The 23896-nt window shown below is 58.1% G+C and carries 22 protein-coding genes, 2 tRNA genes and 1 pseudogene; 14 read left to right on the top strand and 11 right to left on the bottom strand.

Annotated elements, in window-relative coordinates:
• Position 1: 1 nt before the first annotated feature.
• Entirely contained in the window at positions 2 to 403 is a 402-nt protein-coding gene (locus tag EAO39_RS09010; protein WP_120967088.1) for a nuclear transport factor 2 family protein, read from the top strand.
• The gene (locus EAO39_RS09005) at positions 400 to 660 is read left to right on the top strand and encodes a hypothetical protein (protein ID WP_120967087.1); all 261 of its coding nucleotides are present in this window, start codon (positions 400 to 402) and stop codon (positions 658 to 660) included. Before EAO39_RS09010 ends, EAO39_RS09005 begins: the two co-directional genes overlap by 4 nt.
• Positions 661 to 735: 75 nt before the next feature.
• Here the strand turns inward: EAO39_RS09005 and EAO39_RS09000 are convergent, their stop codons facing one another.
• Positions 736 to 1572: a MetQ/NlpA family ABC transporter substrate-binding protein gene (locus tag EAO39_RS09000; protein ID WP_120967086.1), complete on the bottom strand. Its 837-nt coding sequence runs from the start codon at positions 1570 to 1572 to the stop codon at positions 736 to 738.
• Between the two features lie 156 nt (positions 1573 to 1728).
• On the opposite strand from EAO39_RS09000, the gene EAO39_RS08995 reads away from it, so the two are divergent.
• Positions 1729 to 2742 carry a P1 family peptidase gene (locus EAO39_RS08995; RefSeq protein ID WP_240466934.1) on the top strand — a complete coding sequence of 338 codons (1014 nt, stop codon included), beginning with the start codon at positions 1729 to 1731 and terminating at the stop codon, positions 2740 to 2742.
• A 67-nt stretch (positions 2743 to 2809) separates the two neighbouring features.
• Here the strand turns inward: EAO39_RS08995 and EAO39_RS08990 are convergent, their stop codons facing one another.
• Positions 2810 to 3649, bottom strand: a complete 840-nt coding sequence (locus EAO39_RS08990) for an alpha/beta hydrolase (protein ID WP_120967085.1) — start codon at positions 3647 to 3649, stop codon at positions 2810 to 2812.
• A 42-nt stretch (positions 3650 to 3691) separates the two neighbouring features.
• Positions 3692 to 3952, bottom strand: a complete 261-nt coding sequence (locus EAO39_RS08985; RefSeq protein ID WP_120967084.1) for a hypothetical protein — start codon at positions 3950 to 3952, stop codon at positions 3692 to 3694.
• Positions 3953 to 4333: 381 nt separating this feature from the next.
• Between EAO39_RS08985 and EAO39_RS08980 the strand changes: the two genes are divergently transcribed.
• Both EAO39_RS08980 and EAO39_RS08975 read left to right on the top strand, forming a co-directional pair.
• The gene (locus EAO39_RS08980; RefSeq protein ID WP_120967083.1) at positions 4334 to 4630 is read left to right on the top strand and encodes a DUF883 family protein; all 297 of its coding nucleotides are present in this window, start codon (positions 4334 to 4336) and stop codon (positions 4628 to 4630) included.
• A 98-nt stretch (positions 4631 to 4728) separates the two neighbouring features.
• On the top strand, positions 4729 to 5076 hold the full coding sequence (locus EAO39_RS08975; RefSeq protein WP_120967082.1) for a PRC-barrel domain-containing protein: 348 nt from the start codon (positions 4729 to 4731) through the stop codon (positions 5074 to 5076).
• Between the two features lie 230 nt (positions 5077 to 5306).
• On the opposite strand, the gene EAO39_RS08970 is transcribed toward EAO39_RS08975, so the two are convergent.
• Both EAO39_RS08970 and ettA read right to left on the bottom strand, forming a co-directional pair.
• Positions 5307 to 7817 carry a DUF1631 family protein gene (locus EAO39_RS08970; RefSeq protein WP_120967081.1) on the bottom strand — a complete coding sequence of 837 codons (2511 nt, stop codon included), beginning with the start codon at positions 7815 to 7817 and terminating at the stop codon, positions 5307 to 5309.
• Between the two features lie 48 nt (positions 7818 to 7865).
• The gene (gene ettA / locus EAO39_RS08965) at positions 7866 to 9527 is read right to left on the bottom strand and encodes an energy-dependent translational throttle protein EttA (protein ID WP_120967080.1); all 1662 of its coding nucleotides are present in this window, start codon (positions 9525 to 9527) and stop codon (positions 7866 to 7868) included.
• A 267-nt stretch (positions 9528 to 9794) separates the two neighbouring features.
• Between ettA and EAO39_RS08960 the strand changes: the two genes are divergently transcribed.
• From EAO39_RS08960 to EAO39_RS08935, 6 genes are all read left to right on the top strand, one after another.
• Positions 9795 to 11672: a DEAD/DEAH box helicase gene (locus tag EAO39_RS08960; RefSeq protein WP_120967079.1), complete on the top strand. Its 1878-nt coding sequence runs from the start codon at positions 9795 to 9797 to the stop codon at positions 11670 to 11672.
• 270 nt (positions 11673 to 11942) lie between these two features.
• Positions 11943 to 13625, top strand: coding sequence for a M14 family metallopeptidase (locus tag EAO39_RS08955; RefSeq protein ID WP_240466933.1), 1683 nt, complete (start codon positions 11943 to 11945; stop codon positions 13623 to 13625).
• Positions 13626 to 14012: 387 nt separating this feature from the next.
• Entirely contained in the window at positions 14013 to 14321 is a 309-nt protein-coding gene (locus EAO39_RS08950) for a hypothetical protein (RefSeq protein WP_120967077.1), read from the top strand.
• Between the two features lie 402 nt (positions 14322 to 14723).
• Positions 14724 to 14969: a hypothetical protein gene (locus tag EAO39_RS08945; RefSeq protein WP_120970855.1), complete on the top strand. Its 246-nt coding sequence runs from the start codon at positions 14724 to 14726 to the stop codon at positions 14967 to 14969.
• 106 nt (positions 14970 to 15075) lie between these two features.
• On the top strand, positions 15076 to 15534 hold the full coding sequence (locus EAO39_RS08940; protein ID WP_120967076.1) for a universal stress protein: 459 nt from the start codon (positions 15076 to 15078) through the stop codon (positions 15532 to 15534).
• A 348-nt stretch (positions 15535 to 15882) separates the two neighbouring features.
• Positions 15883 to 17097, top strand: a complete 1215-nt coding sequence (locus EAO39_RS08935; RefSeq protein WP_120967075.1) for a GGDEF domain-containing protein — start codon at positions 15883 to 15885, stop codon at positions 17095 to 17097.
• A 12-nt stretch (positions 17098 to 17109) separates the two neighbouring features.
• Here the strand turns inward: EAO39_RS08935 and EAO39_RS23060 are convergent, their stop codons facing one another.
• On the bottom strand, positions 17110 to 17244 hold the full coding sequence (locus EAO39_RS23060; RefSeq protein WP_276209273.1) for a hypothetical protein: 135 nt from the start codon (positions 17242 to 17244) through the stop codon (positions 17110 to 17112).
• Between EAO39_RS23060 and hdhA the strand changes: the two genes are divergently transcribed.
• The 3 genes and pseudogenes from hdhA to EAO39_RS22915 all read left to right on the top strand — a co-directional run bounded on the left by hdhA (position 17243) and on the right by EAO39_RS22915 (position 20185).
• On the top strand, positions 17243 to 18010 hold the full coding sequence (hdhA, locus tag EAO39_RS08930; RefSeq protein ID WP_120967074.1) for a 7-alpha-hydroxysteroid dehydrogenase: 768 nt from the start codon (positions 17243 to 17245) through the stop codon (positions 18008 to 18010). The genes EAO39_RS23060 and hdhA overlap by 2 nt on opposite strands.
• Before the next feature lie 783 nt (positions 18011 to 18793).
• Positions 18794 to 19944, top strand: a protein-coding gene (locus EAO39_RS08920; protein WP_120967072.1) for an IS3 family transposase whose coding sequence is annotated in 2 segments (ribosomal slippage) — positions 18794 to 19043 and positions 19043 to 19944 — 1152 coding nt in all. Because the reading frame shifts where the segments join, the coding sequence is not laid out codon by codon here.
• Positions 19945 to 19996: 52 nt separating this feature from the next.
• Positions 19997 to 20185: pseudogene (locus tag EAO39_RS22915) on the top strand (hypothetical protein).
• A gap of 479 nt (positions 20186 to 20664) precedes the next feature.
• Here the strand turns inward: EAO39_RS22915 and EAO39_RS08905 are convergent.
• The 5 genes from EAO39_RS08905 to EAO39_RS08880 all read right to left on the bottom strand — a co-directional run bounded on the left by EAO39_RS08905 (position 20665) and on the right by EAO39_RS08880 (position 23894).
• The gene (locus tag EAO39_RS08905) at positions 20665 to 20994 is read right to left on the bottom strand and encodes an HNH endonuclease (protein WP_120970851.1); all 330 of its coding nucleotides are present in this window, start codon (positions 20992 to 20994) and stop codon (positions 20665 to 20667) included.
• Positions 20995 to 21527: 533 nt separating this feature from the next.
• Positions 21528 to 21604, bottom strand: a tRNA-Gln gene (locus tag EAO39_RS08900).
• 100 nt (positions 21605 to 21704) lie between these two features.
• Positions 21705 to 21781 (bottom strand) — tRNA-Met (locus EAO39_RS08895).
• Positions 21782 to 21956: 175 nt separating this feature from the next.
• A complete protein-coding gene (locus tag EAO39_RS08890; protein WP_120967071.1) occupies positions 21957 to 22259 on the bottom strand; it encodes an Arm DNA-binding domain-containing protein in 303 nt (100 codons plus the stop codon).
• A 633-nt stretch (positions 22260 to 22892) separates the two neighbouring features.
• On the bottom strand, positions 22893 to 23894 hold the full coding sequence (locus EAO39_RS08880) for a type II TA system antitoxin MqsA family protein (protein ID WP_120967070.1): 1002 nt from the start codon (positions 23892 to 23894) through the stop codon (positions 22893 to 22895).
• Between the last annotated feature and the right edge of the window lie 2 nt (positions 23895 to 23896).

Below are 23896 nucleotides of genomic sequence, written 5' to 3'. Positions count from 1 at the left end.
CATGACGACAAATCTGGACATCATCCGCGCAACCTATGAAGGCTCGCCGCAGGAAAACGGCAAGCATCTGCTGGCCGTGCTGACCCCGGATACCCGCTGGACGGAAGCCGCCGGCTTTCCCTACGCAGGCACTTATGTCGGCGCCGAGCAGATCCTGGCCGGCGTGTTCCAGCGCCTGGCCACGGAATGGGAAAACTACCGGGCCCGCGTCCACACCTACCTGGCCGATGGCAATCGGGTGGCCGCCTTCGGCATCTATTCGGGAACCTATCGCCAGACCGGCAAGGCCATGACCGCCAGCTTTGCCCACCTCTATCTTCTTGAGGATGGAAAAATCGTGAGCATGGAGCAGTTCGTGGACAGCCATTCGGTGCAGCAAGCCCTGCTGCCCAAGCTGCCATGAGCCACAGCACCGCCGAGTTGCGCGACATCCTTGAGTTGCTGCGTGCAGGCCAATGGAATACTGCACACGACCGTGTACAACACATAGAGGGTCTGCTTGCCGCCTGGCTGCACGGCATTTTGCATTTGCAGGAGGGTGATCTGGAGGATGCCGAAAACTGGTATGAGCGCGCAGCAAAGCGCTTTAGACAGCGCGGCACGCTGGAGCAAGAGCTGGCCCGGTTCGAGGTCGCGCTGAACCAGGAGCCAGACGCTTGAGCCATCTGAGCGCACATGAAAAAGGGACCGGCAGATCCGGTCCCTTTTTGAAGCCAACGGTCTTGCGCAGACTACTTACTTCAGGAATGCAGGCTTGGAATAGCCGGGAAACTGAGTGTCCACCACGGTCTTGAATTCAGGCGAGCGGTAGGCTGCCGCCAGATCCTGCGCCCATTGGGACTTTTCGTTGCCGGTCTTCACGGCCACCACGTTCAGGTACAGATCGGGCGTTTTTTCCAGCACCACGGCTTCCGTCAGCTTCAAGCCCGAGGAAACGGCGAAGTTGCCGTTGACCACGACAAAGTCGGCATCTTCAAGCACGCGGGGCAATTGGGCCGCTTCCAGCGCCACAAACTTGAGCTTGTGGGGATTGGCGGCCAGGTCCAGCTCGGAGATACGGGCCGGGTTCACGCCTTCCTTGATCTGGACAAGGCCGGCCTGCTGCAACACCAGCAGCGCACGGGCCAGATTGCTGGGGTCATTGGGCAGGGCGACCTTGGCACCGTTCTTCACGTCGGCCAGGCTTTTGTGCTTTTTGCTGTACACGCCCATCGGAGCCACAGGGCCCTGGGCAATGGCGCTCAGCGCCAGCTTGCGGTCGGCAGTGAACTGCTCGAAATAGGCGCGATGCTGGAAGAAATTGGCATCCAGCGAACCATCGGACAGGGCCAGGTTGGGCTGGACATAGTCGTTGAACTCGATCAGCTTGATCTTGTAGCCTTTTTTCTGCAGCTGGGGCAGGATGCCTTTTTGCAGCAGGTCATAGTTGGAGCCCGCTGTGGCGCCGATCAGCAGGTTCTTCTTGGCAGAATCTTGCGCCAGGGCTGAAGCGCCCACCGTCACCAGCAAGGCAGCGGCTGCGGTGGCCAGAACTGCGCGGCGGCTGGCGGCAAAAGAATAAGTGGCGGACATCAAAACTCCTGAATCTGAAAAGCTGTGGACAGCGCAAGCCGCTTTCGGGCTAGTCACTGTCAGAATGAAGCGAGTATGAACCGATTGCGGGTTAACCCCAAAGAATAAAAATCCATCTGTTTATCTGCAAATAGATATAAAGAAAAGAGAGCTGCTTTGATCACCTCGGCCCCAGACCTCATCGCTCACAGCGGCCATATCGCCCGTGTGCAAGGCATCAGCGTTGGCCACTTCAGCGACACACGCCGGCCCACGGGCTGCACCACCGTGCTCTGCCCTGCCGGTGCGGTCGCCGGCGTGGACGTACGCGGTGCGGCCCCGGGCACCCGCGAGACCGATTTGCTGCACCCCAGCAATCTGGTGCAGCAGGTGCACGGCATCATGTTGGCCGGCGGCAGCGCCTGGGGACTGGACGCCGCCACCGGCGCCGTGCGCTGGCTGGAAGAACAAGGCGCGGGGCTGGACATAGGCGTAGGCAGGATTCCGCTGGTGCCTGCTGCCGTGCTGTTTGACGTGATGATGGGCGATATGCGCATACGCCCCGATGCCGCCGCCGGCTATGCCGCGTGCCAGGCAGCCGGCATGGAGCGCCCCGCCGAGGGCAGCGTGGGCGCAGGCAGGGGCGCCGTGATTGGCAAGGTGTTTGGCCACGGCCGCGCCATGAAAGGCGGCATAGGTACGGCCAGCTTCACGGTAGACGGCGTGACCGTGGGTGCCATCATCGCCTGCAACGCTTTGGGCGACGTCTACCACCCTTATACCGGCCAGTTGCTGGCCGGCGCCCGCTCGGAAGACGGCGCAGCACTGCTCAATACCCGCGATGCACTGCTGGCCGGCGCCGAGCCCCGCCCCGTGCTGGCAGGCAGCAACACCACGATTGGCGTGGTCGCCACCGATGCGCAAATCACCAAGGCCCAGGCCCATAGACTGGCCGTGGTGGCCCATGACGGCCTGGCCCGTGCCATCAATCCCGTGCACACCATGAGCGACGGCGACAGCCTGTTTGCACTGGGCACCGGCCAAGCCGGAAAAAGCCTGGGCATGATGACGCTGTGCACCCTGGCCGCAGAAGCTGTGGCCGTGGCAACGGCCAGAGCCATCTTGCTGGCCTGCGCCGTGGAGATTGCAGATCAGCCCACGCTGCCGGCAGCCAGGGATTTGCACAGCTAGCTTGAAGACTCAAGACCGCGCGCAAGAACTCAAGGTCTGCGATGGATGCGCAATAAAGTGCCGCGGTTCAGCCGGCTTTCAGGAAATCAAGCACGGCCTTGTTGAATTCCTCGGCATGCGAGAGATTGCAGCCGTGCGGGCCGTTCTTGATCACATGCAGGCGGCTGCCTTGGATGGCTTTGTGGGTTCTGGCGCCACTGACTTCCAGCGGAACAATCTGGTCGCTGTCCCCATGAATGACCAGGGTGGGAATATCGAACTTCTGCAGATCGGCGCGAAAGTCTGTTCTGGAGAAAGCGCCTATGCAATCGTGCGAGCCTTTGGCCGAAGCCCACGCGCCAATCATTCTGGCGTATTCGCGCTGAGGCTCGCTCACCCATTGGTGACCTGTGGCATCGGTGAAGAATTTTTTGGAAAACCCCTCCAGAAAAGCCAACCTGTCCGTCAGAACCGCATCTTCCTTGGCTCGGATGTCCTGGTCCGTGACAGCGCCTTCGGGGTTGTCTTTGGTTTGGTACAGATAAGGCGTCACGGCGGCCGCGAAGATGGCTCGTCTAACGGTTTTCGTGCCGTAAAGGCCCACATAGCGCGCCACCTCGCCGCCGCCCATGGAGAAACCCAGTAGCGTGACATCCTCAAGTTTCAACACCGTGATCAGTTCGTGCAGGTCGCCGGCCAGAGTGTCGTAGTCATAGCCGCTCCAGGGCTGGGAAGAGGCTCCGAAACCACGGCGGTCATAGGCAATGACGCGATAGCCGGCATCAACCAAGTGGCTGACCTGCGCTTCCCAGGTTCGCCCACTCAGCGGCCAGCCGTGGATGAGAACAATCGGCGGCCCCTGACCAAAATCCTGATAGTGCAGCTGCACCGCAGGCGCACTAGATTGAGAAATTTCAATATAGGGCATGGGAGACTCCTTTAGAGAGAGAGAGTAAGCCGGCGGTGAGAACTACTCTGTGCGCCGTCTGCTGCCCAGAGGGCGGCCGTCCTTGGCCCGTGCATCGGTGTCGACTAGGCCTTTCTTGAGGTCCTGATGAGCCTGCTGCATTTCGGGGTGTACACGGTTGCCGGTTGCGTGAAGAGACTGATCGCGCTCATGCGGCAGCTGTGCTTGGTTGCCGGGAGCGCTTGCAGAACTTTTGTGGGCCAGGTTGACCTTGACTTCATCCGGATTGGCCGCGCTGCGCTGGTCTTTGGCTTTCGCATTCATAGAAACCTCCTTTCATGAATTCAGTGTGAGGTGCGCACCCTCCGGCCGCTGTAGGCCATACGAGCGGTGCTGTTTGCGTATGTGAGATACGGCGTTTTTTTGTGTCCTTATCGGGCACCGAAACCGCGAAATACGTTTGCCCTAGGGCGACTAAATGGGCCGGATACGGTCCGTTATTTGCGCCACGCAGCCCAGCCTCCCAGGTGGAGAAAGACGGTATTCATCGACGCACAGCCAGTCAAAAGTGCAACTGACGATTTCCGATGTGAACGCGCGTAGCTTGTGGTGACAATTCAAGAGGCTGTGGCGGGGCTTGGCCTACAAGATTGAGGAGGTCAGGCACTTAATCTGGGTCATCCTAAGTTCAAGCAAAGGCTCGCTATGAGATTCGGAAAAAGTAAGACTCCTGACCTGCGAGGAGACCTTGACCTGCTGCTGGAGGACTTGCGTGCTTTGCTGTCCTCGGCAGATAAGGCAGCCGATCCGGCACTGACCCAGGTACGCCACCAACTTGAGACGGCGTTGGGAAAGATGCGTGAAACCTCGGCCCATGCCGTCGAGCAATCCAAGGCACTGGTACACGATGCGGATGACTATCTGCATGAGTCGCCCTGGCGGGCGGTCGGCGGTGCGCTGGCCGTGGGCGCACTCCTGGGCTTCATGCTGAGCCGGCGCTAAGCAGCGCGCATCCATTCACCGCCCAACCACAGCGACTGCGCGCTTCACCTCGCCAGCGCCCGTCTATCACTCACATCCACTCAGTCCTGGAGGACACCATGAATACAGCATCCAGCATCATTTCTTCGTCGAAAGTTGAAGGCACTCACGTATACAACCCGGCAGGCGACAAGCTGGGCTCCATAGATTCGCTCATGATCGACAAGCTATCGGGCAAGGTTCGATATGCGGTCATGGAATTCGGCGGCTTTCTGGGCATAGGCACGGACCGCTATCCACTGCCCTGGGACACGCTCAAATATGACACCAACCTGGGAGGATATGCCGTCTCGCTGTCCAAGGAGCAGCTGGAAAAAGCGCCAAAGTATGCGCAGGACAGGGCACCTGAATACACCGACGACTATGGCCGCCGCGTCTATGACTATTACGGCGTGCCATGGATTTAAAACACCGTATTCACCAGTCCTGAGGCTCAGGGCTCGGTAGTCAATGCCCTGTTATCGCACCACGCCAAGCAGTGCAACACCGGGGCATTGACGCTGCGGCTGAACAAGACCTTGTTCTGGGTTTGCCGCTGCCAGCGGCAAACCCAATCTCAACCGATTCAATTGGTTGGGCTACCCGCAAACGGATTTCTGCAACAAGCCGATTGGAGTGCGCAATTTTCCAATGGCGCTCATTGCCGGTTAATCCGCTGCAACTGCCCTTGGGCAAGCAACTTGTCCCGCATGCGGCGGGTCATGGATTGGGTGCTGCCATCGGCGGCAGTAAACAGAAACAGGGTTTGCTGAGGGCTCACCCAAGTCAGCCGCGTGCGCAACTGCTGACGTTCGTTGCTCAACTCAACCCAGCAGCCCAAAGCCCATTCCTCTTCAGGCTGCGGCGTAGTCAGCTCGGCCCTGGAAAACAGGGTTTGATGGCCTGAATTTTTTTCTACTCGCACATCAAAATCAGCAGCACCTTGCGCTTTATTCAATTGGGCTACAGCACTTTTATTCCATGATCCTAGCAATTCAGCAGGCGCTGAAGGCGAGCCGGCAAATGCAGCCTCCAGCACGCCGATTGGCCGGGTTTTCCAGCGGAGGCCAAGCCTCTCTTTGGCACTGGCGCCAGAGCGCGGCAAGTTCAAGACCGCCGCTTTCTGCAAAGGTGCATGCAGGGTTTCATCTGCGCCGTCCAACGAGCCAAGCATGCTGGGAAGCATGTCCAGCACGTCGGCTTCGGCGGCGATATCTGGCCGAGACGAGGCCTGGGCCAGACCGGTATCCAGCGCGTCCTGATGCAATCCCGCCAAGCGGGCAGCCAAGGCCTGTATCTCGGCTTCGGTACGGCCCACGCTGCGCAAGCCGTTGGCCAGACGGGTCTGCAGTCTGGGCGCGAGCATGGCCAGGCGACGAGCATCGGTGCAGGCATGGGCGGATACGCTCCACAACAGGCTGGGCACCAGGGCCATATATCCCCCGGGGTCATTCTCGGACTGGCCTGCTTGCGAGGCCAGATGTTGCTGTGCGCTTGCAATGACCTGGGCCCAGGGGCCGGTCACAAAATCCAGAATGTCCTCAGGCACGCCTTGGGCGCTGGGCAAGCGGGCAATGGCCTGGGCGATATGCGCAGAGTCCGGCATGGAAGCTTGTGCCTCATGCGCTGAACGGCGGTGCTCATCGGCAAACTTCAGAGCCGCACTCAACGGCCCGTGATAGCTGCTTTGCTGCGGGGCTCTGTTCAAACCAGCCGCAGCTGGCTGCTGCAGCAAAGCATGTTCACCGGCGCGGCTCCAACCTTCGCGCATATGCTGCAGCACCTGCGCAAAGCCCTGGGCATCCACGGTCGACAGAGACGTCAGCTGTACGGCTGCCGCTTGCGTGACCTGCATGAAATGGGCAAAGCCCGGTGCGGCCTCATTGGGGAACCACAGACTTCGCGCGGTCAGCTCGTCCAGCAGCAGGCGCGCGGGGTGCTGGCTGTCTTCGAAAAATCGACCATCGAACTCGACCAGCTGTATCAGCACCGGCTCGAGGCTGCGCAAAACACGCTGCACGGCAGGCTGCAGGCGCACATCGCCAGTCATGTGCACCATCATGCGCAGCAAAGTACGAACCTGGGGCGATACCGTGGGTGCAGGCTCTACCGCCTTGAATAGCTGAGCGATCTGGCTGGGATGGTGTTGTATGGTCTCCAGGGCCGTCGCGGAATAGGAGGTCCAGCCTGCCTGCAGCACATCGGGTTCGGCCAGCAAAGGGGACAGCACGCCCAGATCCGTCCTATTGAGACCAAAGGAGCCAGCGTGCGACGGCTCACCCAAGCCCTGCAGCATGGAATCGGTCAATGCCTGGGGGATGGAGTGAAGGTTGTCGTCTATCCAGCGGGGATCGGAAATCAGCTCTTGCAAGACGCGCAGAGTCAGCAAATCCTCGTGCTGGGCAGCATAGGCGCGACTCTGGCCCATCGCGTCGCCATACTGCGGCGCCGCCTGCCAGCCTGGCCGCTGCAAGGCGGCCCTGTCGCTGCGGCGGCGCAACAAGGCATCAGTGGTCTGTGCGGGCTGGCCATAACGGGCGGGCACAACGCCCTGCTCTCTGAGATAGGCTGCTGCCCGTGCATATTCGGAAGCCAGCAAGCTCCCCAGCGAACGCCCCATGCACTGCAACCAGCATTCGGCCACAGCCGCATCGACCGGTATAGAGCCAATGACCTGCGCCAGTGCACGCAGATAGTTTTCGGGTCTGAGAGGGTTGCTCTCGGGCTGCACGCGGGCCATGCCCTGTGCGGCACTGACCAGTGAGTCCAGATCGGCCAGGGCCAGCTCGACCTGCGAAGCCAGCTCCTGCTGTAGCTGCATTCTCAGCAGCGATTGCCTTTGCGCCGCTTCATCGAGCGGAGCACAAGAAACCAAATGGTCGGTACCGCCATTCGTTGCGGAGGAGGAAAAAGGTTGGCGCGCGGCCTGCAGCAAGGCCTCAAGCAGGGCCTGCGGATAGCCATTGACCAGGCTGTCGTGATGCCTCAGCAGGTCTTGATAGGCGGCGGCACGCAAAGCCGTTTCGCCAGATAGCAGCGGCACTGAAGCCAACGGCTGCAACACCACTTGCGCACGCTGCACGAATCGCAAAGCGAGCGCTTGCGCATTGCGCACTGCCTGAACCAGGCAGGTGCGCAACACGGAAACGGGTACTTTTGCGAAATTCATGGCCGCAAGAATACCCTCTCCTGACTGGGTCAGGAGACATTTACCAGCTTACTTTAACGCCTTGTAACGCATGCGTTTGGGGGCTGCGCCCTCTTCGCCCAGACGCTTCTTCTTATCGGCTTCGTACTCTTGGTAGTTGCCGTCAAAGAACACCCACTGCGAATCGCCTTCGGCTGCCAGGATATGGGTGGCGATACGGTCCAGGAACCAGCGATCGTGGGAGATCACCATCACGGTGCCGGCGTATTCCAGCAGCGCGTCTTCCAGGGCACGCAGAGTTTCCACGTCCAAGTCGTTCGAGGGTTCGTCCAGCATCAGCACGTTGCCGCCCTGGATCAGGGTCTTGGCCAGGTGCAGACGACCACGCTCACCGCCGGAGAGGTTGCCGACCTTCTTTTGCTGGTCTTGGCCGTTGAAGTTGAAACGACCGGCGTAGGCACGCGAGGCCATTTGGAACTTGCCCACGGTGATGATGTCCAGACCGCCGGAAATGTCTTCCCACACGGTCTTCTCGTCGGCCAGCGCATCGCGGTGCTGGTCCACAAAAGCCATCTTCACGGTGGAGCCAATATCCACGGTACCCGAATCGGGTTGCTCCCTGCCGGCAATCAGCTTGAACAGTGTCGACTTACCGGCGCCGTTGGGGCCAATGATGCCGACGATGGCGCCGGCAGGCACGTTCATGGACAGGTTGTCAATCAGCAAGCGGTCGCCAAACGCCTTGGAGACGTTGTTGAACTCGATAACCTTGCTACCCAGGCGCTCGGCCACAGGAATGAAGATTTCCTGTGTTTCGTTGCGCTGCTGGTATTCGTAATCGCTCAGCTCTTCAAAGCGGGCGATACGGGCCTTGGACTTGGCTTGGCGGCCCTTGGCGTTCTGGCGCACCCACTCCAGTTCCTTCTTCAAGGCCTTGGCACGGGCTTCTTCACCCTTTTGCTCGGCTTCCAAGCGATTGCCCTTTTGCACCAGCCAGTCGGAGTAGTTGCCCTTGTAAGGAATGCCGTGACCACGGTCCAGCTCCAGAATCCACTCGGCAGCGTTGTCGAGGAAGTAGCGATCATGGGTAATAGCCACCACGGTGCCGCTGAAACGGTGCAGGAATTGCTCCAGCCAGTCCACAGACTCGGCATCCAAGTGGTTGGTGGGTTCGTCGAGCAGCAACATGTCGGGTTTAGACAACAGCAGCTTGCACAAAGCCACGCGGCGCTTTTCACCACCGGACAGCAGGCCGACCTTGGCATCCCAGGCGGGCAGACGCAGAGCGTCGGCGGCAATTTCCAGTTGGTGCTCGGAGTCGGTTCCTGCGGCGGCAATGATGGACTCCAGCTCGCCTTGCTCGGCAGCCAGGGCATCGAAATCGGCGTCCTCTTCCGCATAGGCGGCGTACACCTCTTCCAGGCGTGCCTTGGCGTTGTTCACCTCGGCCATGGCTTCTTCCACCGCCTGGCGCACCGTGTGCTCGGGGTTGAGCTGGGGTTCCTGGGGCAGGTAGCCAATCGACAGGCCAGCCATGGGAATGGCTTCGCCCTCGTACTCCTTATCGACGCCGGCCATGATCTTCAAGAGCGAAGACTTGCCGGAGCCGTTCAGGCCCAGCACGCCGATCTTGGCGCCGGGGAAAAAGCTGAGAGAAATGTCCTTCAAGATCTGGCGCTTGGGAGGCACCGTCTTGGTGACATGGTTCATCGAAAAGACGTATTGGGCCATGTATGACTCTTAGAGTTGCTTGGTTCTATGCAAAAAAAATGTGCTGCTTATGACAGCAAGCAAGCCATGATTATCGGTGCATGCGACAATACCCTTCGCAACAGGCTTCCAGTTGCCTATTGCAGCAGCACTTCAGCTGGGGACAAAGGGCTTGCGGTCCGGGCTCCCAACACGCAACTTTATCTGCCTAAGACTGGTCGGGCGACCCCCTACGGGCCGCCATGACAGGCTGATACCCCGCGCCCAGGATTGGCGCAACTGATCACAATGACATTTGAAGAACTGAATCTGGCTCCCGCCATCCTCAAGGCCGTGCAAGAGCAGGGTTACGAGAACCCCACGCCCATCCAGGCCCAGGCCATTCCTCTGGTACTTGCAGGCCACGACCTGCTGGCCGGCGCCCAGACCGGCACCGGCAAGACTGCAGCCTTCACGCTGCCCATGCTGCAGCGCCTGTCCAACGGCACTGCACCTCGCAACAAATTCGGCGGCAAGGGCATTCGCGCTCTGGTGCTGACCCCAACCCGCGAACTGGCTGCGCAGGTTGAAGAAAACGTGCGCAACTACGCCAAGCATCTGGACATCAACTCCACCGTCATCTTTGGCGGCGTAGGCATGAAGCCGCAGATTTCCCGCATCGAAAAAGGTGTGGACGTACTGGTGGCAACACCGGGCCGCCTGCTGGATCTGGCGCAGCAAGGCTTCATGGACTTGTCCACCGTCGAAATGCTGATTCTGGACGAAGCCGACCGCATGCTGGACATGGGCTTTATCCATGACGTGAAGAAGGTTTTGGCCCTGGTGCCCAAGAACAAGCAAAGCCTGCTGTTCTCCGCCACCTTCAGCGATGAAATTCGCGAACTGGCCAACGGCCTGCTCAAGAACCCGCAATCCATCCAGGTCACGCCCCGCAACACCACGGTGCAGCGCATCAAGCAGATCATCCACCCCGTGGGTCGCGGTAAGAAAAAGCAGGTTCTGCTGCACATCATCCAGGAAAACAACTGGAGCCAGGTGCTGGTGTTCACGCGCACCAAGTTCGGCGCCAACAATGTGGCCGACTACCTCACCAAGAATGGCGTCTCGGCCATGGCCTTGCACGGCAACAAGAGCCAAAGCGCCCGTACCCAGGCACTTGAAGGCTTCAAGACCGGCGAGCTGCGTGCCCTGGTTGCTACAGATATCGCTGCACGCGGCATCGACATCGACGAATTGCCGAACGTAGTGAACTACGAAATCCCCAACGTCTCCGAGGACTACGTGCACCGCATCGGCCGCACGGGCCGCGCCGGACGTGAAGGCAATGCCGTGAGCCTGGTGTGCATGGATGAAGAAGGCTTCATGATGGACATCGAGCGCTTTACCAAGCAGGAAATCCCTGTGCAGGTGCTCGAAGGTTTTGGCCCTGAAGATGGCGAGAAGGCAGAACCCATCGCCATGGGCCGCCAGACCATCTGGGGCGGTGCAGGCAAGCCACCTAGCCGCGATGTGATGCAAGCCGCTGCCAAGGCTGCGCGCCAGGAAATGATGGAACGTATCCGCACCACCAAGACCACCCAAGGTGATCGCGGTGGTCGTGGTGGCCGCTCCAATGGCCGCTCCGCCGATGCCAAGCAAGCCGGTGAAGGCTTTGGCGAACAAGCCCATGACGCGGCGCCCCGTCCAGCACGCAACCACAAGCCCCGCGGACGCGTCAGCAGCGCCGGCGGCCAGCAAGGCGGCCGCGAGCACCGTGAACCCGGTCAAGGACAGGCCCAGGGCCATCGCGAGCATGGTGATCGCGGTGGAGACCGCAACTTTGGCCAGGGCGATCGCGCCCCTCGCCCTCAAGGCGATCAGCGCGCAGCACCCAAGCGCGGTGGTGCCCGCCAATTTGGTGATCGCGAACGCAGTGGCGGCCGCTATGACGAGCAACCACCACGTCCAGATGCTCACCTGGGCACCCAACAAGGCCATGCACGCAGCAATGCTTCGCGTGGCAATGCTGGCAGCCAGCCAGACCCCATGCGCACCAGCGTAGACAGCATGGCTGATCGCGGCCGCCGTGGCGGTTTTGGCGGCAATCGCAGCGGTGGCGGTGGTGGCGGCTTCGGCGGCAACCGCGGAGGCAACCGAGGTGGCTCTGGCGGCGGTTACAACCGCTGATAGCTGACACAAAGCCAAGCGCTTAACCTCTCAGAAAAAGGGCTGCAATCATCCCATTGCAGCCCTTTTGCTTTTTCCACCCTCTTCATGGCAGCGCGCTGACAGCGACCCGCAAGCCTGCAGGAATAACATGCAGCCAGAGTATGAGAAGCTCGGGCCATGCCCTCTCTGGCCAGCTCTTTAGATTCATCCAATTTTTGACTTATGACTTTTTTGCCCACACACATGTCACCCCGTGCTTTGCGTTCTGCCAGCAATTGGCCGTCTGGCATGTTGCGGCTGACCGCTGTGGGTGCCGTCGTCATGCTTACCGCCTGCGCCAACGTCACGCTTTCATCCTGGCCTGACCCAGGCGCCAAGCCTGCCACGGCAAGCGTCCCGGCATCCACCAGCGCGGCCCAGCCGACAGCCGGCGCGGCCACCGCCCAAGCAGTACCTTCCAGCCCCGCGTTGAGATCTCTCCCCTATAACCCGGCCATTGAAGAGCGATTCCCCGACCCGGCGGTGCGCTATGAGACTCCCGGACTGAGCAGCCAACGCCAAAGCTTCACGACTCAAGCGGAGGTCTCCGACTGGCTGCAGGCACTGGCCAGCAAGTCACAGGGGTCGGGCAATCTACTGGCCGTCATCACCATCGGCACAACGCAGCGCGGCACACCCATCCAGGCACTGGTCGCCACACACGCAGCCAGCACGCAGGCCACGGCACTCAACAACAGCGATCGCCCCACAGTGCTCCTGGTGGGCCAACAGCACGGAGATGAGCCGGCCAGCGCAGAAGCACTGCTGATCATTGCCCGCGAACTGGCCCCTCGCGGCCTGCTGGAGCCTTTGCTGCAGAAGATCAATGTGGTGATCGTGCCGCGCGCCAACCCCGATGGCGCGGAAGCCGCCAGCCGCCTCACGGCCGATGGCACTGACCTTGTCAACGACCACTTGCTGCTGAGCACTCCCGAAGCCCGCGCCCTGGCCACCTTGATGCGTGACTACCGCCCTGCGGCCGTGGTCGACCTGCGCGAGTACCAGGCTGGCGGCATTTTCTTGCAGAAATACCAAGCCGTTCAGCGTTACGACGCACTGCTGCAATACGCCAACACCGCCAACACGCACGAGTTTGTGACCAAGGCTTCGCGCGAATGGTTTACCCAGGCTCTGCGCAGCGCTCTGACCCAGGCAGGCCTGAGCAACGAGTGGTATTACCAAACCAGCGAGCAAATGAGCGATAAATCGCTGTCCATGGACAGCGTGACCCCGGACACCCTGATCAATTCCAGCAGCCTGAAAAACGCGGCGGCTCTGATGGTCGCCAGCCGCGGTGCAGATCTGGGCTCTCTGCATATCCAGCGCCGTGTCCACACCCTGGTCACCGCAGCCACCAGCGCGCTTCGCACTACGGCGGAAAAGGCCAAGAACCTCCATCAAGTAGAAGATTTTGTAGCCCGTGACATCGCTTCACAGGCCTGCCGCAAACAACTGGTTGTGGAAGCCCAGCCCATGCAGGAGCAACGCACTATCAACATGCTGCAGGCTCAATCCGGCGCCGAACAGCAGGTGCGCGTGAACTGGACTTCGGCTTTGCAGCTGAACAACAGCAAAACCCGCGCCCGGCCATGCGGCTACTGGTTGTCGGCAAGCTCCAGCCAGGCCGCTGAGCGCCTGCGCCTGCTGGGCGTGCAAGTGATGCAAGTGGCTGAAGCGGGTCAGGTACTGGCCGACTCCTACCAGCCAGTCACCAGCACCGGCGGCAGCCCCGTGTTGACCCGCGGTGCGATTGAAGCCCCCGTGGACAGCTTCTATATCTCACTCAATCAGGCCAAGGCCCATCTGGCCAGCGCAGCGCTGGAACCCGACACGCCCTATAGCTACCTGAGCAAGGGGGCCATTCTCACCTCCTCGGATATTGCACGCGTGGTCGCGACGCCCTCGGTGGTGTTCGAGGAAGATGCAGACTAGGTTTAGGACGTCATCAGCGACGACATCTCAAGCGACCCATTTCTGGAGCACGCCTTCAGAAATGGACCCTGACACCGTCACCATGGCCCAGCACGCCGACGGCACCGACTCCTACAAGCAAAACTGGCCCCCGATAAACACGGCACGTAACATTCTGTAGTCGGAAAGCGAGCCCACACTCTGCCTCTGGGCATGGAGCACTGAAAGCCAGCAACCACGGGGGCATGGCACCCAAGCTCACAACCGGGCTCCACTCAGCCTATCCCCACACGATTCAGACTCCTACATCTATTACAACAAGCACTTGATACAACTAGGTTGCGAATGCAAAACATTGTGAACCAATGATTTTGAAGTCCATCGTTGCAAACATTTGGGAGTCTGCACATGAACAAACCCAACCTCACAACCAATAACGCCAACCGCGCCTACGTGCGCCTGCACACCTACGTCACCAAGCTGCAGGCGTGGGAAGATTTCGCCAAGGCCTACTGCGTGGTGCTGGACTCCAACGACAGCGAGGACGCCAGCCAGTGCGTGGTACAGGTGCTGGACAAGGTAGGTCAACCGGCTGCCCTGGGGCCCAAAATTCCCAACCAGATCACCTTCTCGTCGCGCAAGGCGCCCGCCATGGCCATCTGGACGGAATGCTTTAACGACGGCAAGTTCAGTTGGCGCAATGTGTCATGCCGCTAAGGACCAACTCGGCATGGAGACCTGTCAGTCCAATCCAGCCTGAAGCCCGCCCCAAAATAAAAAGGCAACGCATACAAGCGCGCTGCCTTTTTGCTTACTCCCAGCCATCCGCCTCACATCGCGTCGGCTAGCGCTAATTACTACCGGCAATTCAATTTTCCAGCAATGCCTCACATGCATTTTCAGCCGGTTTCGCTTCAGCCACTAGGCAAGCTGTATATGGGATTTAGTTCATTGATTTTGATAGCTATCAACGCTTGATATGTAAGTGTGAGCGGCACTTTCCATTCAAATAAAAACTTAAATATTGTCAACCATATAGCCGGATCTATCAAACAGGGTATTGGCCCCAGCGGCCAGCCATGGAAACATCCGCTCACACCCGCTATGAAGGGAGCGTTTATGTGCGCATCTAGCAAATTCCTGGGGCACATCTACGCACGAGACGGCCACGGCGCACCGCGCCTGATCCTGGCCCACCAGAGCTTCGATGAGATCACCACACCCTACGGCATGGCCATCAAGCCAGGGGATCTATTCTTCTTGACACCAGATCACCTCAAGGTCAACTGGCTCAATGAGCGGCAGTTCGAAATCGAGGATACCGGCGAAATCCTGACCCGAATTCCCTTCGAGATCACGGAGTAACGCCAGGCAGCAACGCGGATGACTTTCGTTCTGTGTATTGCGAGGGTACAAAGACTGGAATAGATTGACAGCAACGCACTCTCCGTATTGCGTGAGGAGATTGAACATGTTCAAACATCTGCTGATCCCCACAGATGGCTCCAAACTATCGGAGGCAGCCGTGCGCTCCGGCATCTGCTTTGCCCGTGAGCAAAATGCCAGGGTGACGGGCCTGTATGTGATGCCGGACTACCGCACCGTCATCTATGGCGCAGATGCTTTGCTGTCGGCCAACCACACCGACTTTACAGATAGCGTGAACACCGACGCCGACAATGCGTTGCAGTACATGGAGCGGATCGCCAGGCAGGAAGGTGTGGGCAGCAAATTCGTTCGCGTAACCAGCGTGTCCATCTACCAGGCAATCATCGACCAGGCAGAAGAAAGCGCGTGCGATCTGATTTACATGGCATCCCACGGCCGCAGAGGCATAGCCGCCATCTTGCTGGGAAGCGAAACCCAACGGGTGTTGACCCACACCCACATTCCTGTGCTGGTGCACCGGTCGGCCTCGGTGAGTTCATAGACACCCGCGAGTTGCTCATGCGCTGACTACCGAGCAAGCGTGTTCCACCATCACCCACTGTCGCCAAACCCTCAGAAATCTCTGATGCGCAACAGGCACTTGATCGGGCGTACTCCACTCAGCCCAAGCAAGGGTTGGCACTTAGCGAGCTGCCATCTCTCAGTCAGACGATGCCTCTTTTTGCAAAAAAACCAGAATCAAAAAATATAAAGCACTGACAATTGCATCCAGTTGTTATCTCATAGGGAAAAGAGACAGAACCCGCAACTTCTGCGGACCTGATTAGAGCCAAGCACCCTTTCTTGAAGCCGTGGCATCTAGCGCCGCTTCAGCTGCATCAATAACGACATGCCCATAGAAAACGACCATGTCTTTGTACTAGCCCCGTCCATCGCCATTCTTTTTTTGGCTGCTCTCCTGGGCACTTGCTGGCTGGTCCAACGCCAACAGCGCTTCCTTCTCTGGCAGTGCTCGGCATACTCATTGACTGCCGTTCCCTTGGGATTTCAAAGCTTCGCTTCCGCCGATGTGCTCCAGCGCTACGCGGTACTGGTAGGAGCGCTGTACTTACTGGGCTCGTGGTGCCTGACCAGGAGCTGGGCAGAGCGCTGGAATGTATCGATACACCCTCGGGTCGCACTGATGGTGAGCATTGCGACGTTGTCGGCACTGTTTTATTTCAGCCGGGTTGAGCAAAACATGTGGGCGCGAGTGAATTCATTCAGCATAGGCACAGGCCTGGTGCTGCTGCTGCCCATTTGGGAAGCCCTTCAAAAGCAGCGTTCCAAAGAGCGACTAGACCAGGCATTCTTCTGGCTGTGCGTGATTTTCACGGCCTACACCTTCACACGGCCGCTGCTCATCTCGCTCCTGGGTTTTTCCGATCCCAAGGGTTTTGTGCACTCCACTTATTGGCTGATCACATTGATGAGCATCCTGCTTTTCGCGCTGCTCTTCACGGTGTTGATGTGCGCCATCACCCTCAGAGAAACCATCAATCAGCTACGCAGAGAGCGTGATCATGACGCGCTGACGAAGATCCTCAATCGCCGGGCATTTCATGAAGCGGCCCAGCAACGCATGGCCGACAAGCGCCTGTATCCCATGGTCGTTTTGGCCGGTGACATTGATCATTTCAAACGCATCAACGACGCCTGGGGCCACCATCGTGGCGACCAGGTTTTGCAGCTGGTCTCCTCCACACTGCAACACTGCCTTCGCACCCATGATCTGGTTGCACGCTTTGGAGGAGAGGAATTTGTTCTTCTGCTGACGCGCATCGATCTGCAAAATGCAGAAAGCGTGGCTCAACGCATCCGCAGCGAACTCAGCGCCGACAGAACTGTGCTGCCCCAAGGCCCCGACTTGAGCATGAGCTTTGGCATCGCCCCCATCACAGATTCAGATCAGCTGGAGAAGGTGTTGAAAGAGGCCGACGAGCTTCTCTACAGCGCAAAAAATGCCGGCCGCGACCGGGTGCATGTCGCTGGGACCCACTATCCGGACATCTCCTTTGAGTCCACCGCTCCCATGGGATTGCACATGGCCTCACTCAACGAGTGAGTTCCGCGCTTTTCACAGAGCTGCCGCCAAACCCATGCCTGCTGAAAACACGCGGCTCTGCGCCAACTGGTTTACCATCTTTTCAGCCTGACGTTGTTTGCCATGCCGCTCCATCCAGGCGGCAGGTGCTGAAAAGGATTTCACCATGTATGAGCCAGATCACTTCCAACTCGACAAGCAGGTCGCCGTCATCACCGGCGCAGGCGCCGGCATAGGCCGAGCCATCGCTGAAACCTTTGCCACCGCCGGTGCTGCCGTGATGGTCAGCGATTTGAACCTCGCGGCAGCCACTGCAGTCGCACAAGGCATCGAAGCCCGGGGCGGACATGCAGCAGCCATGGCCTGCGATGTAACGCGAGAAGAAGAGCTGGAGCAGCTGATTGCACAGACAACAAAGCGCTTTGGCAAGCTGACCCTCTTGGTCAGCAATGCTGGCGGCGGTGGTCCCAAACCATTTGACATGTCTATGCTGGAGTTTCGGCGAGCCTTCGATCTGAACGTGTTCTCCATGTTCCGGCTGGCCCAATTGGCAGCCCCTGAGATGGAAAAGGCCGGCGGCGGAGCCATGCTGGCCATTACCTCCATGGCAGGCGAGAACAAAAACCGGCGCATGGCGGCCTATGGTGCATCGAAAGCCGCGGCCAACCACCTGATCCGCAATATCGCGTTTGATCTGGGCCCCATGGGCATCCGCGTCAACGGCATCGCCCCCGGCGCCACACGCACCGATGCATTGGAATCCGTGCTCAACAATGACATCCTGAAAGCCATGCTGCTGCACACCCCCATCCAGCGTCTGGGCGAACCGCAAGACATTGCCAATGCAGCACTGTTCTTGTGCTCACCCGCTGCGAGTTGGGTCAGCGGGCAAATCCTCACCGTCTCGGGCGGCGGAGTGCAGGAACTGGACTGAACCAAAAATTTCAGCTGTCCGCCTTTGAGCATCGTACACAAGCCTGTCGTTCTAAAACGAGCCACAAAATTGGCATCTCAGCCTGGGCAAAGCCGAACGAACCGATCCAGCACGCATGCCAATTAGCTGCACCAGATGAGGCTCTTCCTTCCTAATCATGTCGCCAGCCAAGACCTGCAGAAGTGTCGTCCCCGCCAGCCCAGGACTGCGTACCACCTTTACCTTCATACGCCCCACGTCCCCATTCACGGCTCATATCATTGTTTCCCATAGTCTGGCTGACACTTCGATCTGTATTGCGCCCGAGATCATGCGATGACATCGCACACCCCGACAGTGCACCAGCAACCGCAGCAATTAAAAGTAGCGCTTTCATGGCAACTCCTTCAATGAGTGGAGTCAAGCACGCTAGCCCTACCGAGGAAGGAGTGTGTAAATCGATGTTCTATTCCGCCACCGACGCACCAATTCGCCTATCCGCCCGCTTTAAAGCAGGCTTGGTTTTTTCGAAGACCCGATAGTTAATAACCTGATCCTTTAACTCGTCGTCGAGAGCAGACAGCGCCATCCGCAGTTGTAGAAAAATTCGCTACAAAAGACGGTTTTTACAGAATGCGACGCCACTCCGGAGCGCTCTGTAGGCTGGGCTTTGCCTCGTGGCGAAGAGCATGGGCCACAGGCTGAATTGACGGCCAGCCAATGAAGACGCGCGTCATGTTTTGAATCGACCAACTTTTTGTAGATAGTTCACAGCCTCCTATTTCCGTTCAAATAGGAGTCCATATGAACGCACAACGCTACCCAGAAGAATTCAGGATTGAGGCCGTCAAGCAAATCTTGGAACACGGCCACAGCGCAGCCGACGTCTCACGCCGTTTAGGCGTGAGCACGCATAGTCTGTATAAGTGGATTCGACTGCAGCAAATCCCCGCAGCTCAGCGGCAGGAGCAAGTCAGTCAAAGCGAAGAATTACGCCGTATCAAAGCAGAACTCAAAAGGGTCACCGAGGAGCGTGACATCCTAAAAAAAGCGGCGGCGTACTTCGCTCGCCAGTGCGACTGAAGTACGCCTTCATTGCCAAGCACCAGTTGATTTACAGCGTTGTGCGCATGTGCCGGGTGCTGCAATTGCACCCCAGTGGTTACTACGCTTGGAGGGTTCGGCCGCTCAGTCAACGTGCGGCCGATGACCAGCGTCTATTGGGCCTTCTAAAGCAGGCATGGCTAGAAAGCGGTGGCGTATATGGCTACCGCAAGTTGACATTGGACATGCGTGACTTAGGCGAGACCTGCAGCAGGCACCGGGTAGCAAGACTGCTGCGCTGTGAGGGATTAAAGGCTCAGCGAGGCTACGGACGACGCCCTCGTGTGCGAGGAGGTGCTCCAGCAGTCGTGGCTCCCAACTTACTATCGCAGCAGTTCACCGTGCATGCTCCGAACAAAGTCTGGGTGACTGATATCACCTATATCAGCACTCATGAGGGGTGGCTGTACCTGGCAACGGTAATTGACCTGTTCTCACGCCAAGTTGTTGGCTGGGCAACAGGTAGCCGCATTGATACCCAGCTGCCCTTGGATGCATTGCATATGGCGCTCTGGCGTAGAAGACCATGCAATACCGTGACCGTGCACTCTGACCAAGGCTGCCAATTTACAAGCCATGAATGGCAGCGCTTCCTTGCTAGCCACAACCTGCAATCGAGTATGAGCAGGCGAGGAAACTGTCACGACAACGCAGTTGCTGAAAGTTTTTTTCAGTTGCTTAAGCGGGAGCGCATCCGCAGAAAAACCTATCCTACGAGGCAAGAGGCGCACAGCGATGTCTTCAGCTACATCGAAATGTTCTACAACCCCATTCGCAGACATTCGTCTGCTGATGGTCTGTCTCCAATAGAGTTTGAGAGACGTAATTCCGTGAGGCTGGCAGCTATCTAAAAAAATCTGGTCGATTCATTTACCAATTTCACGAAGTGCCCCCACGAGGCTCATTTTGAAAGATCGGTGGCAATCAATCGCCACCTTATCGCTGCTGTTGCTCTGGCTCAGTACACCTAGACCCACGAGCCTTAGACCCGATTCCCGCACGCACCACTCTACGTGATGCCTTTGCTTGTCCCGGCATGCACGCAGAATGGCTGGATGAAAGACTGTTCAATGCCTCAAGGCAAAGCCTTGATGGTCCGTAGTATGTAGCAGCAGTATGCCGCTCGATTGCGCAGATGTGCGCCTACCTGTTGCGGGCACCGAAGAAGGGGGCATCCCCGCCAGCCCAAGAGCGCATACCGCCCTGACCGTCATACATCCAGCGATCGCCATCCCTATCCATTGCGCCCATAGTCTGACTTGCACCTTGATCTGGCGCGCGCCCTGAATCACGCGCAGGCATCGCACATCCAGCCAGAGCACCAGCAACTACAGCAATTAAAAGTAGCACTTTCATAGCAACTCCTTCAATGAGTGGAGCCTCGCACGCTAGTCCTATCAGCACAAGAACATGTAAGTCGATGTTCCATTTCTCCACCGACAAACCAATTCACATACCCTCCCGCTTTGAAACAGGCGCCACGTTTTCGTGCACCCGATGTTTAAAAACATGATCATTCACCACGCCAGCGAGAGCTGACGAAGAGATCTTCAAATGTTGGAAGACTCGTGTCAAAAGACGGTTTTTACAGAATGCGACGCCACTCCGAAGCACTCTGCGAGCTGGATGCTCCGCTTGGTAAACGCACGACCCGCCGCGTTGAGTCCCTGGCTGAGGCGATCAGGACAGAGGTGGGCAAGCAGCCCTCGCGTCTCCCGCGCCGCTTTGGCAGCGTGACAAGCCCTGCAGATTGCTTGAAGGTTTTCTCTTGCATCCATTTGCTCGCCGGTCCAGCCCGGTCGCTTGACTTGGGCCTTTGGGTCAATGTAATTGACCTCTTGGCCCGCTGACACAGCGCCTGACTTAGCGCATGGTTGGCACAAGCCGGAATCTCGCTGCATGACCCAGTCTCGAATTTTTTGCCCAGTCATAGCCCCGCGCTTTGGCAGTGCCTCGACCCCATCGATTCCACCCACTGACTTCGGATTGGTGCTCATCGCAAAACCCCGACGGCGAACGCGATAGCGTGTTGCAGCAGCGATAACGACAAGGCTTGCTGGGCACAGAAGCATTGCCCGCCTCGCCCGGACGCTGCATCACCTCGATCTTGAGCAAATGGGTCTTTCAATGAGGTGCCGTCCCGAGTCATCCGCCCCAATGGCAATGTGCGTGATCGTCGGGCGTGCACGGTCGCGGCAGAAACAAAAAAGCCACCAAGACGGACCAGGACGGCAGTGGTCAGCTTGCGGCTAACAGGAGACAAACGAAAAAGCCCCGGCAGTTTAGGCCAGGGCTTCGGAATTCGCGCCAGGGGTTAAGCCATCTTTCAGTGCTACAACCAGACCCAGCGCTTTGCATCTTGCCTGCGAAATATGACAGCCAGATGGCAAAAATCCTCGACTGCGTGAGCGATCGAGGCTTTGAAATGTGGTGTTGGCAGGGGAAGAAGGATTCGAACCTTCGCATGCCGGAATCAAAATCCGGTGCCTTAACCAGCTTGGCGACTCCCCTAGAGAATTGAGATTTTAGTGCAAATTTCCCGCACCCAAAGCGATTTAGGCACTCAGCACAATGAAAAAGCCCTGGTCGTTTCCGACCAAGGCTTTCCTTTTGGTTGCGAGGGCTGGATTTGAACCAACGACCTTCGGGTTATGAGCCCGACGAGCTACCAGACTGCTCCACCTCGCGATATTTCGCGTCGGGGGGCTGGCCACCATTCCTAGGCGCCTGCCGCTATCCCCGACAAGGGCATTCTACCACATCTGAATAAATTCACAGTATGTTCACGCATCCAGTACACAACCAACTCGCTCATAGCAAAATCAACAATGCCCGCAGGCGAACCTAGCGGGCTTTTGTTTTCTCAGCCACCCAACTGCTTGACTACGTTGCTGAACCCGGGTCGATTCAGAGCTTTTCCAGCTTGCGTGCCGCTGCCATCTGCACGCTGAAGCTTGGCGACATCACGCGCTTTGCGGGCCACCGTCAGCCCCACGGCAGGGTAACGGCCCAAAGCAAGCTGCTTTTCTTTTCCATCGGTACGGTACTTGTTGAACCAGCGCTTGGAGCCGCTGGGGCTCACATGCAGGTATAGCCCGCCAGCATCGGAAGCGCGCCTGCTTGCGATCAGGTGGGCATATCGCATGCGGCAGTGGGCATCGGTCATGCATAGGGTAAGCCTTCAAGGATGGGGGAAATATCCCCTCTCTCAGCCCCTGGGCGGGGGTACAACGCATGGGTTGCTGGGTTTTGGCTGAATGTGGGGGTACAACTCAGCCAAAGTATAGGATTTTGGCGAGTTGCACCCCCACTTCACCTCGGATGCCCATGAACCTTGACGGACGATTACGGAAGGCAAGTCATTGATTTACCAAAGAAAAAGGGCGTTCACTGGACTTCAGTGAACGCCCTTGGACGTCATAGTGGTGCTGGCGGGAATTGAACCCGCGTCCGCGCCTTATTCCATGCGGTTACTGGAGCATCGGTGCGAAATCGGTGCGATTTTGCACCCCACACACCACACGACAGGACACCGCTAGTACTTCCGTTAGCATCGCGTCCGTGGTTTTATTGCTGAAATACGAGCGTCAAATGCATGCGACCGAGTGATATATGTATCTAATTGAAACCATTTGAACCACTCAGCAAACAACCTGATTACCGCTCGAATTCCATCCATTTACGCATGCTCGCTGCCACCCTCCTCTGCCTCGTAGTCGGCATCTTAGATAGCGACACTCTGACCGCTCGGTGCGGCGCACCTTGGCAATATGAACAGATCAAGATGTGAGTTTGCGCATCACAGGCTCAACGAAAGCTCCCTCGCCGTCCCCCAAGGAATTAGTTGGCCGGAAGGAGTCGCCGTCCACGCCAGCTCCTTGTGTGAGAGCTCGGATACATCCGCAGCTGAAAGCTTGCCCAAGTCAGCCTGAACCTTGGCAACAACCTGCCACTCAGTATCAGAAAGGTCAGCAACGTCGACGCTTTTAGTTGCCCTGTGCCAGTAAGCAACGTACTCACCGTTGAGTTCTGTTTGAATGTCAATTAAACCTTGCTCACGCATCGTCGCGAATAGGAGTTCATAGCGCTCAGGAACTGGACCATACTGCAGGCGATAGTAGTTAACTCCGGTAACCGACACACTATGCATCTTGAAATGCAGAAAGTCCGTGTAGAAAAGCAGCTTGTTCAACTTAGTTCGGCTAACTGACGACTCTCTAGTGAAGAACAACACAGCAGCGCAGAGTTTCTTCCATCTCGTGCCCGCAAAAGAGTCATGCAATACACGATGGCTCACGACTTCGACAAGCTTCTCCACACCGCCGGCCAGAACGTCCTCTTCTTTGAGAATCGCCTCGCGCAGGTCCGGCCGCAACCCTGCAGCGTTTTCCACAAGCGCCTTCAAGCCACTTGGTTGCATAGCCATACGAAGCGCCTTGTCGTGGGCAGGGTCTTGGAGCGCGCCGTTCTCGTAACGACTCACGGTCGCAGGACTCCAGCCCAATAAGCAGGCCACGTCTGCCTGGCGCATCCCCTTACTTTCCCGCCACTGAAGAATCGCCTCAGGGAAAAGCAAATTGAACTTTTGACGGTACATACGGTATGCCTCGTCTAAATGATCAGGCAAGTCCGGGGTCGAAAATATCTCTTCGCAGTTGTGGCAAATAAAACGCTTGCGAGTGACATTAAATGTCTCACCTTTGACCTTCAGTGTCTCAGGCGAGCTCGCGAACTCTAACTGACCCCGCTCCCCGCACATTGGGCAAGGGGCCTCGAGTGTTTGCTCAATTTTTTGGTTCATTT

Origin of the sequence: Comamonas sp. lk (genome assembly GCF_900564145.1) — a bacterium.
Taxonomy (GTDB): Bacteria; Pseudomonadota; Gammaproteobacteria; order Burkholderiales; family Burkholderiaceae_C; genus Comamonas.
The sequence above is the reverse complement of the archived record's forward strand: the minus strand, read 5'-3'. Positions and strand labels throughout refer to the sequence as shown.

Bases quoted from the DNA above. Each gene is read 5' to 3' on its own strand.
- EAO39_RS09010 (WP_120967088.1), top strand. From the start codon at position 2: ATGACGACAAATCTGGACATCATCCGCGCAACCTATGAAGGCTCGCCG.
- EAO39_RS09005 (WP_120967087.1), top strand. From the start codon at position 400: ATGAGCCACAGCACCGCCGAGTTGCGCGACATCCTTGAGTTGCTGCGT.
- EAO39_RS09000 (WP_120967086.1), bottom strand. From the start codon at position 1,572: ATGTCCGCCACTTATTCTTTTGCCGCCAGCCGCCGCGCAGTTCTGGCC.
- EAO39_RS08990 (WP_120967085.1), bottom strand. From the start codon at position 3,649: ATGCCCTATATTGAAATTTCTCAATCTAGTGCGCCTGCGGTGCAGCTG.
- EAO39_RS08985 (WP_120967084.1), bottom strand. From the start codon at position 3,952: ATGAATGCGAAAGCCAAAGACCAGCGCAGCGCGGCCAATCCGGATGAA.
- EAO39_RS08980 (WP_120967083.1), top strand. From the start codon at position 4,334: ATGAGATTCGGAAAAAGTAAGACTCCTGACCTGCGAGGAGACCTTGAC.
- EAO39_RS08975 (WP_120967082.1), top strand. From the start codon at position 4,729: ATGAATACAGCATCCAGCATCATTTCTTCGTCGAAAGTTGAAGGCACT.
- EAO39_RS08970 (WP_120967081.1), bottom strand. From the start codon at position 7,817: ATGAATTTCGCAAAAGTACCCGTTTCCGTGTTGCGCACCTGCCTGGTT.
- ettA (WP_120967080.1), bottom strand. From the start codon at position 9,527: ATGGCCCAATACGTCTTTTCGATGAACCATGTCACCAAGACGGTGCCT.
- EAO39_RS08960 (WP_120967079.1), top strand. From the start codon at position 9,795: ATGACATTTGAAGAACTGAATCTGGCTCCCGCCATCCTCAAGGCCGTG.
- EAO39_RS08955 (WP_240466933.1), top strand. From the start codon at position 11,943: ATGTTGCGGCTGACCGCTGTGGGTGCCGTCGTCATGCTTACCGCCTGC.
- EAO39_RS08950 (WP_120967077.1), top strand. From the start codon at position 14,013: ATGAACAAACCCAACCTCACAACCAATAACGCCAACCGCGCCTACGTG.
- EAO39_RS08945 (WP_120970855.1), top strand. From the start codon at position 14,724: ATGTGCGCATCTAGCAAATTCCTGGGGCACATCTACGCACGAGACGGC.
- EAO39_RS08940 (WP_120967076.1), top strand. From the start codon at position 15,076: ATGTTCAAACATCTGCTGATCCCCACAGATGGCTCCAAACTATCGGAG.
- EAO39_RS08935 (WP_120967075.1), top strand. From the start codon at position 15,883: ATGCCCATAGAAAACGACCATGTCTTTGTACTAGCCCCGTCCATCGCC.
- hdhA (WP_120967074.1), top strand. From the start codon at position 17,243: ATGTATGAGCCAGATCACTTCCAACTCGACAAGCAGGTCGCCGTCATC.
- EAO39_RS23060 (WP_276209273.1), bottom strand. From the start codon at position 17,244: ATGGTGAAATCCTTTTCAGCACCTGCCGCCTGGATGGAGCGGCATGGC.
- EAO39_RS08905 (WP_120970851.1), bottom strand. From the start codon at position 20,994: ATGCAGCGAGATTCCGGCTTGTGCCAACCATGCGCTAAGTCAGGCGCT.
- EAO39_RS08890 (WP_120967071.1), bottom strand. From the start codon at position 22,259: ATGACCGATGCCCACTGCCGCATGCGATATGCCCACCTGATCGCAAGC.
- EAO39_RS08880 (WP_120967070.1), bottom strand. From the start codon at position 23,894: ATGAACCAAAAAATTGAGCAAACACTCGAGGCCCCTTGCCCAATGTGC.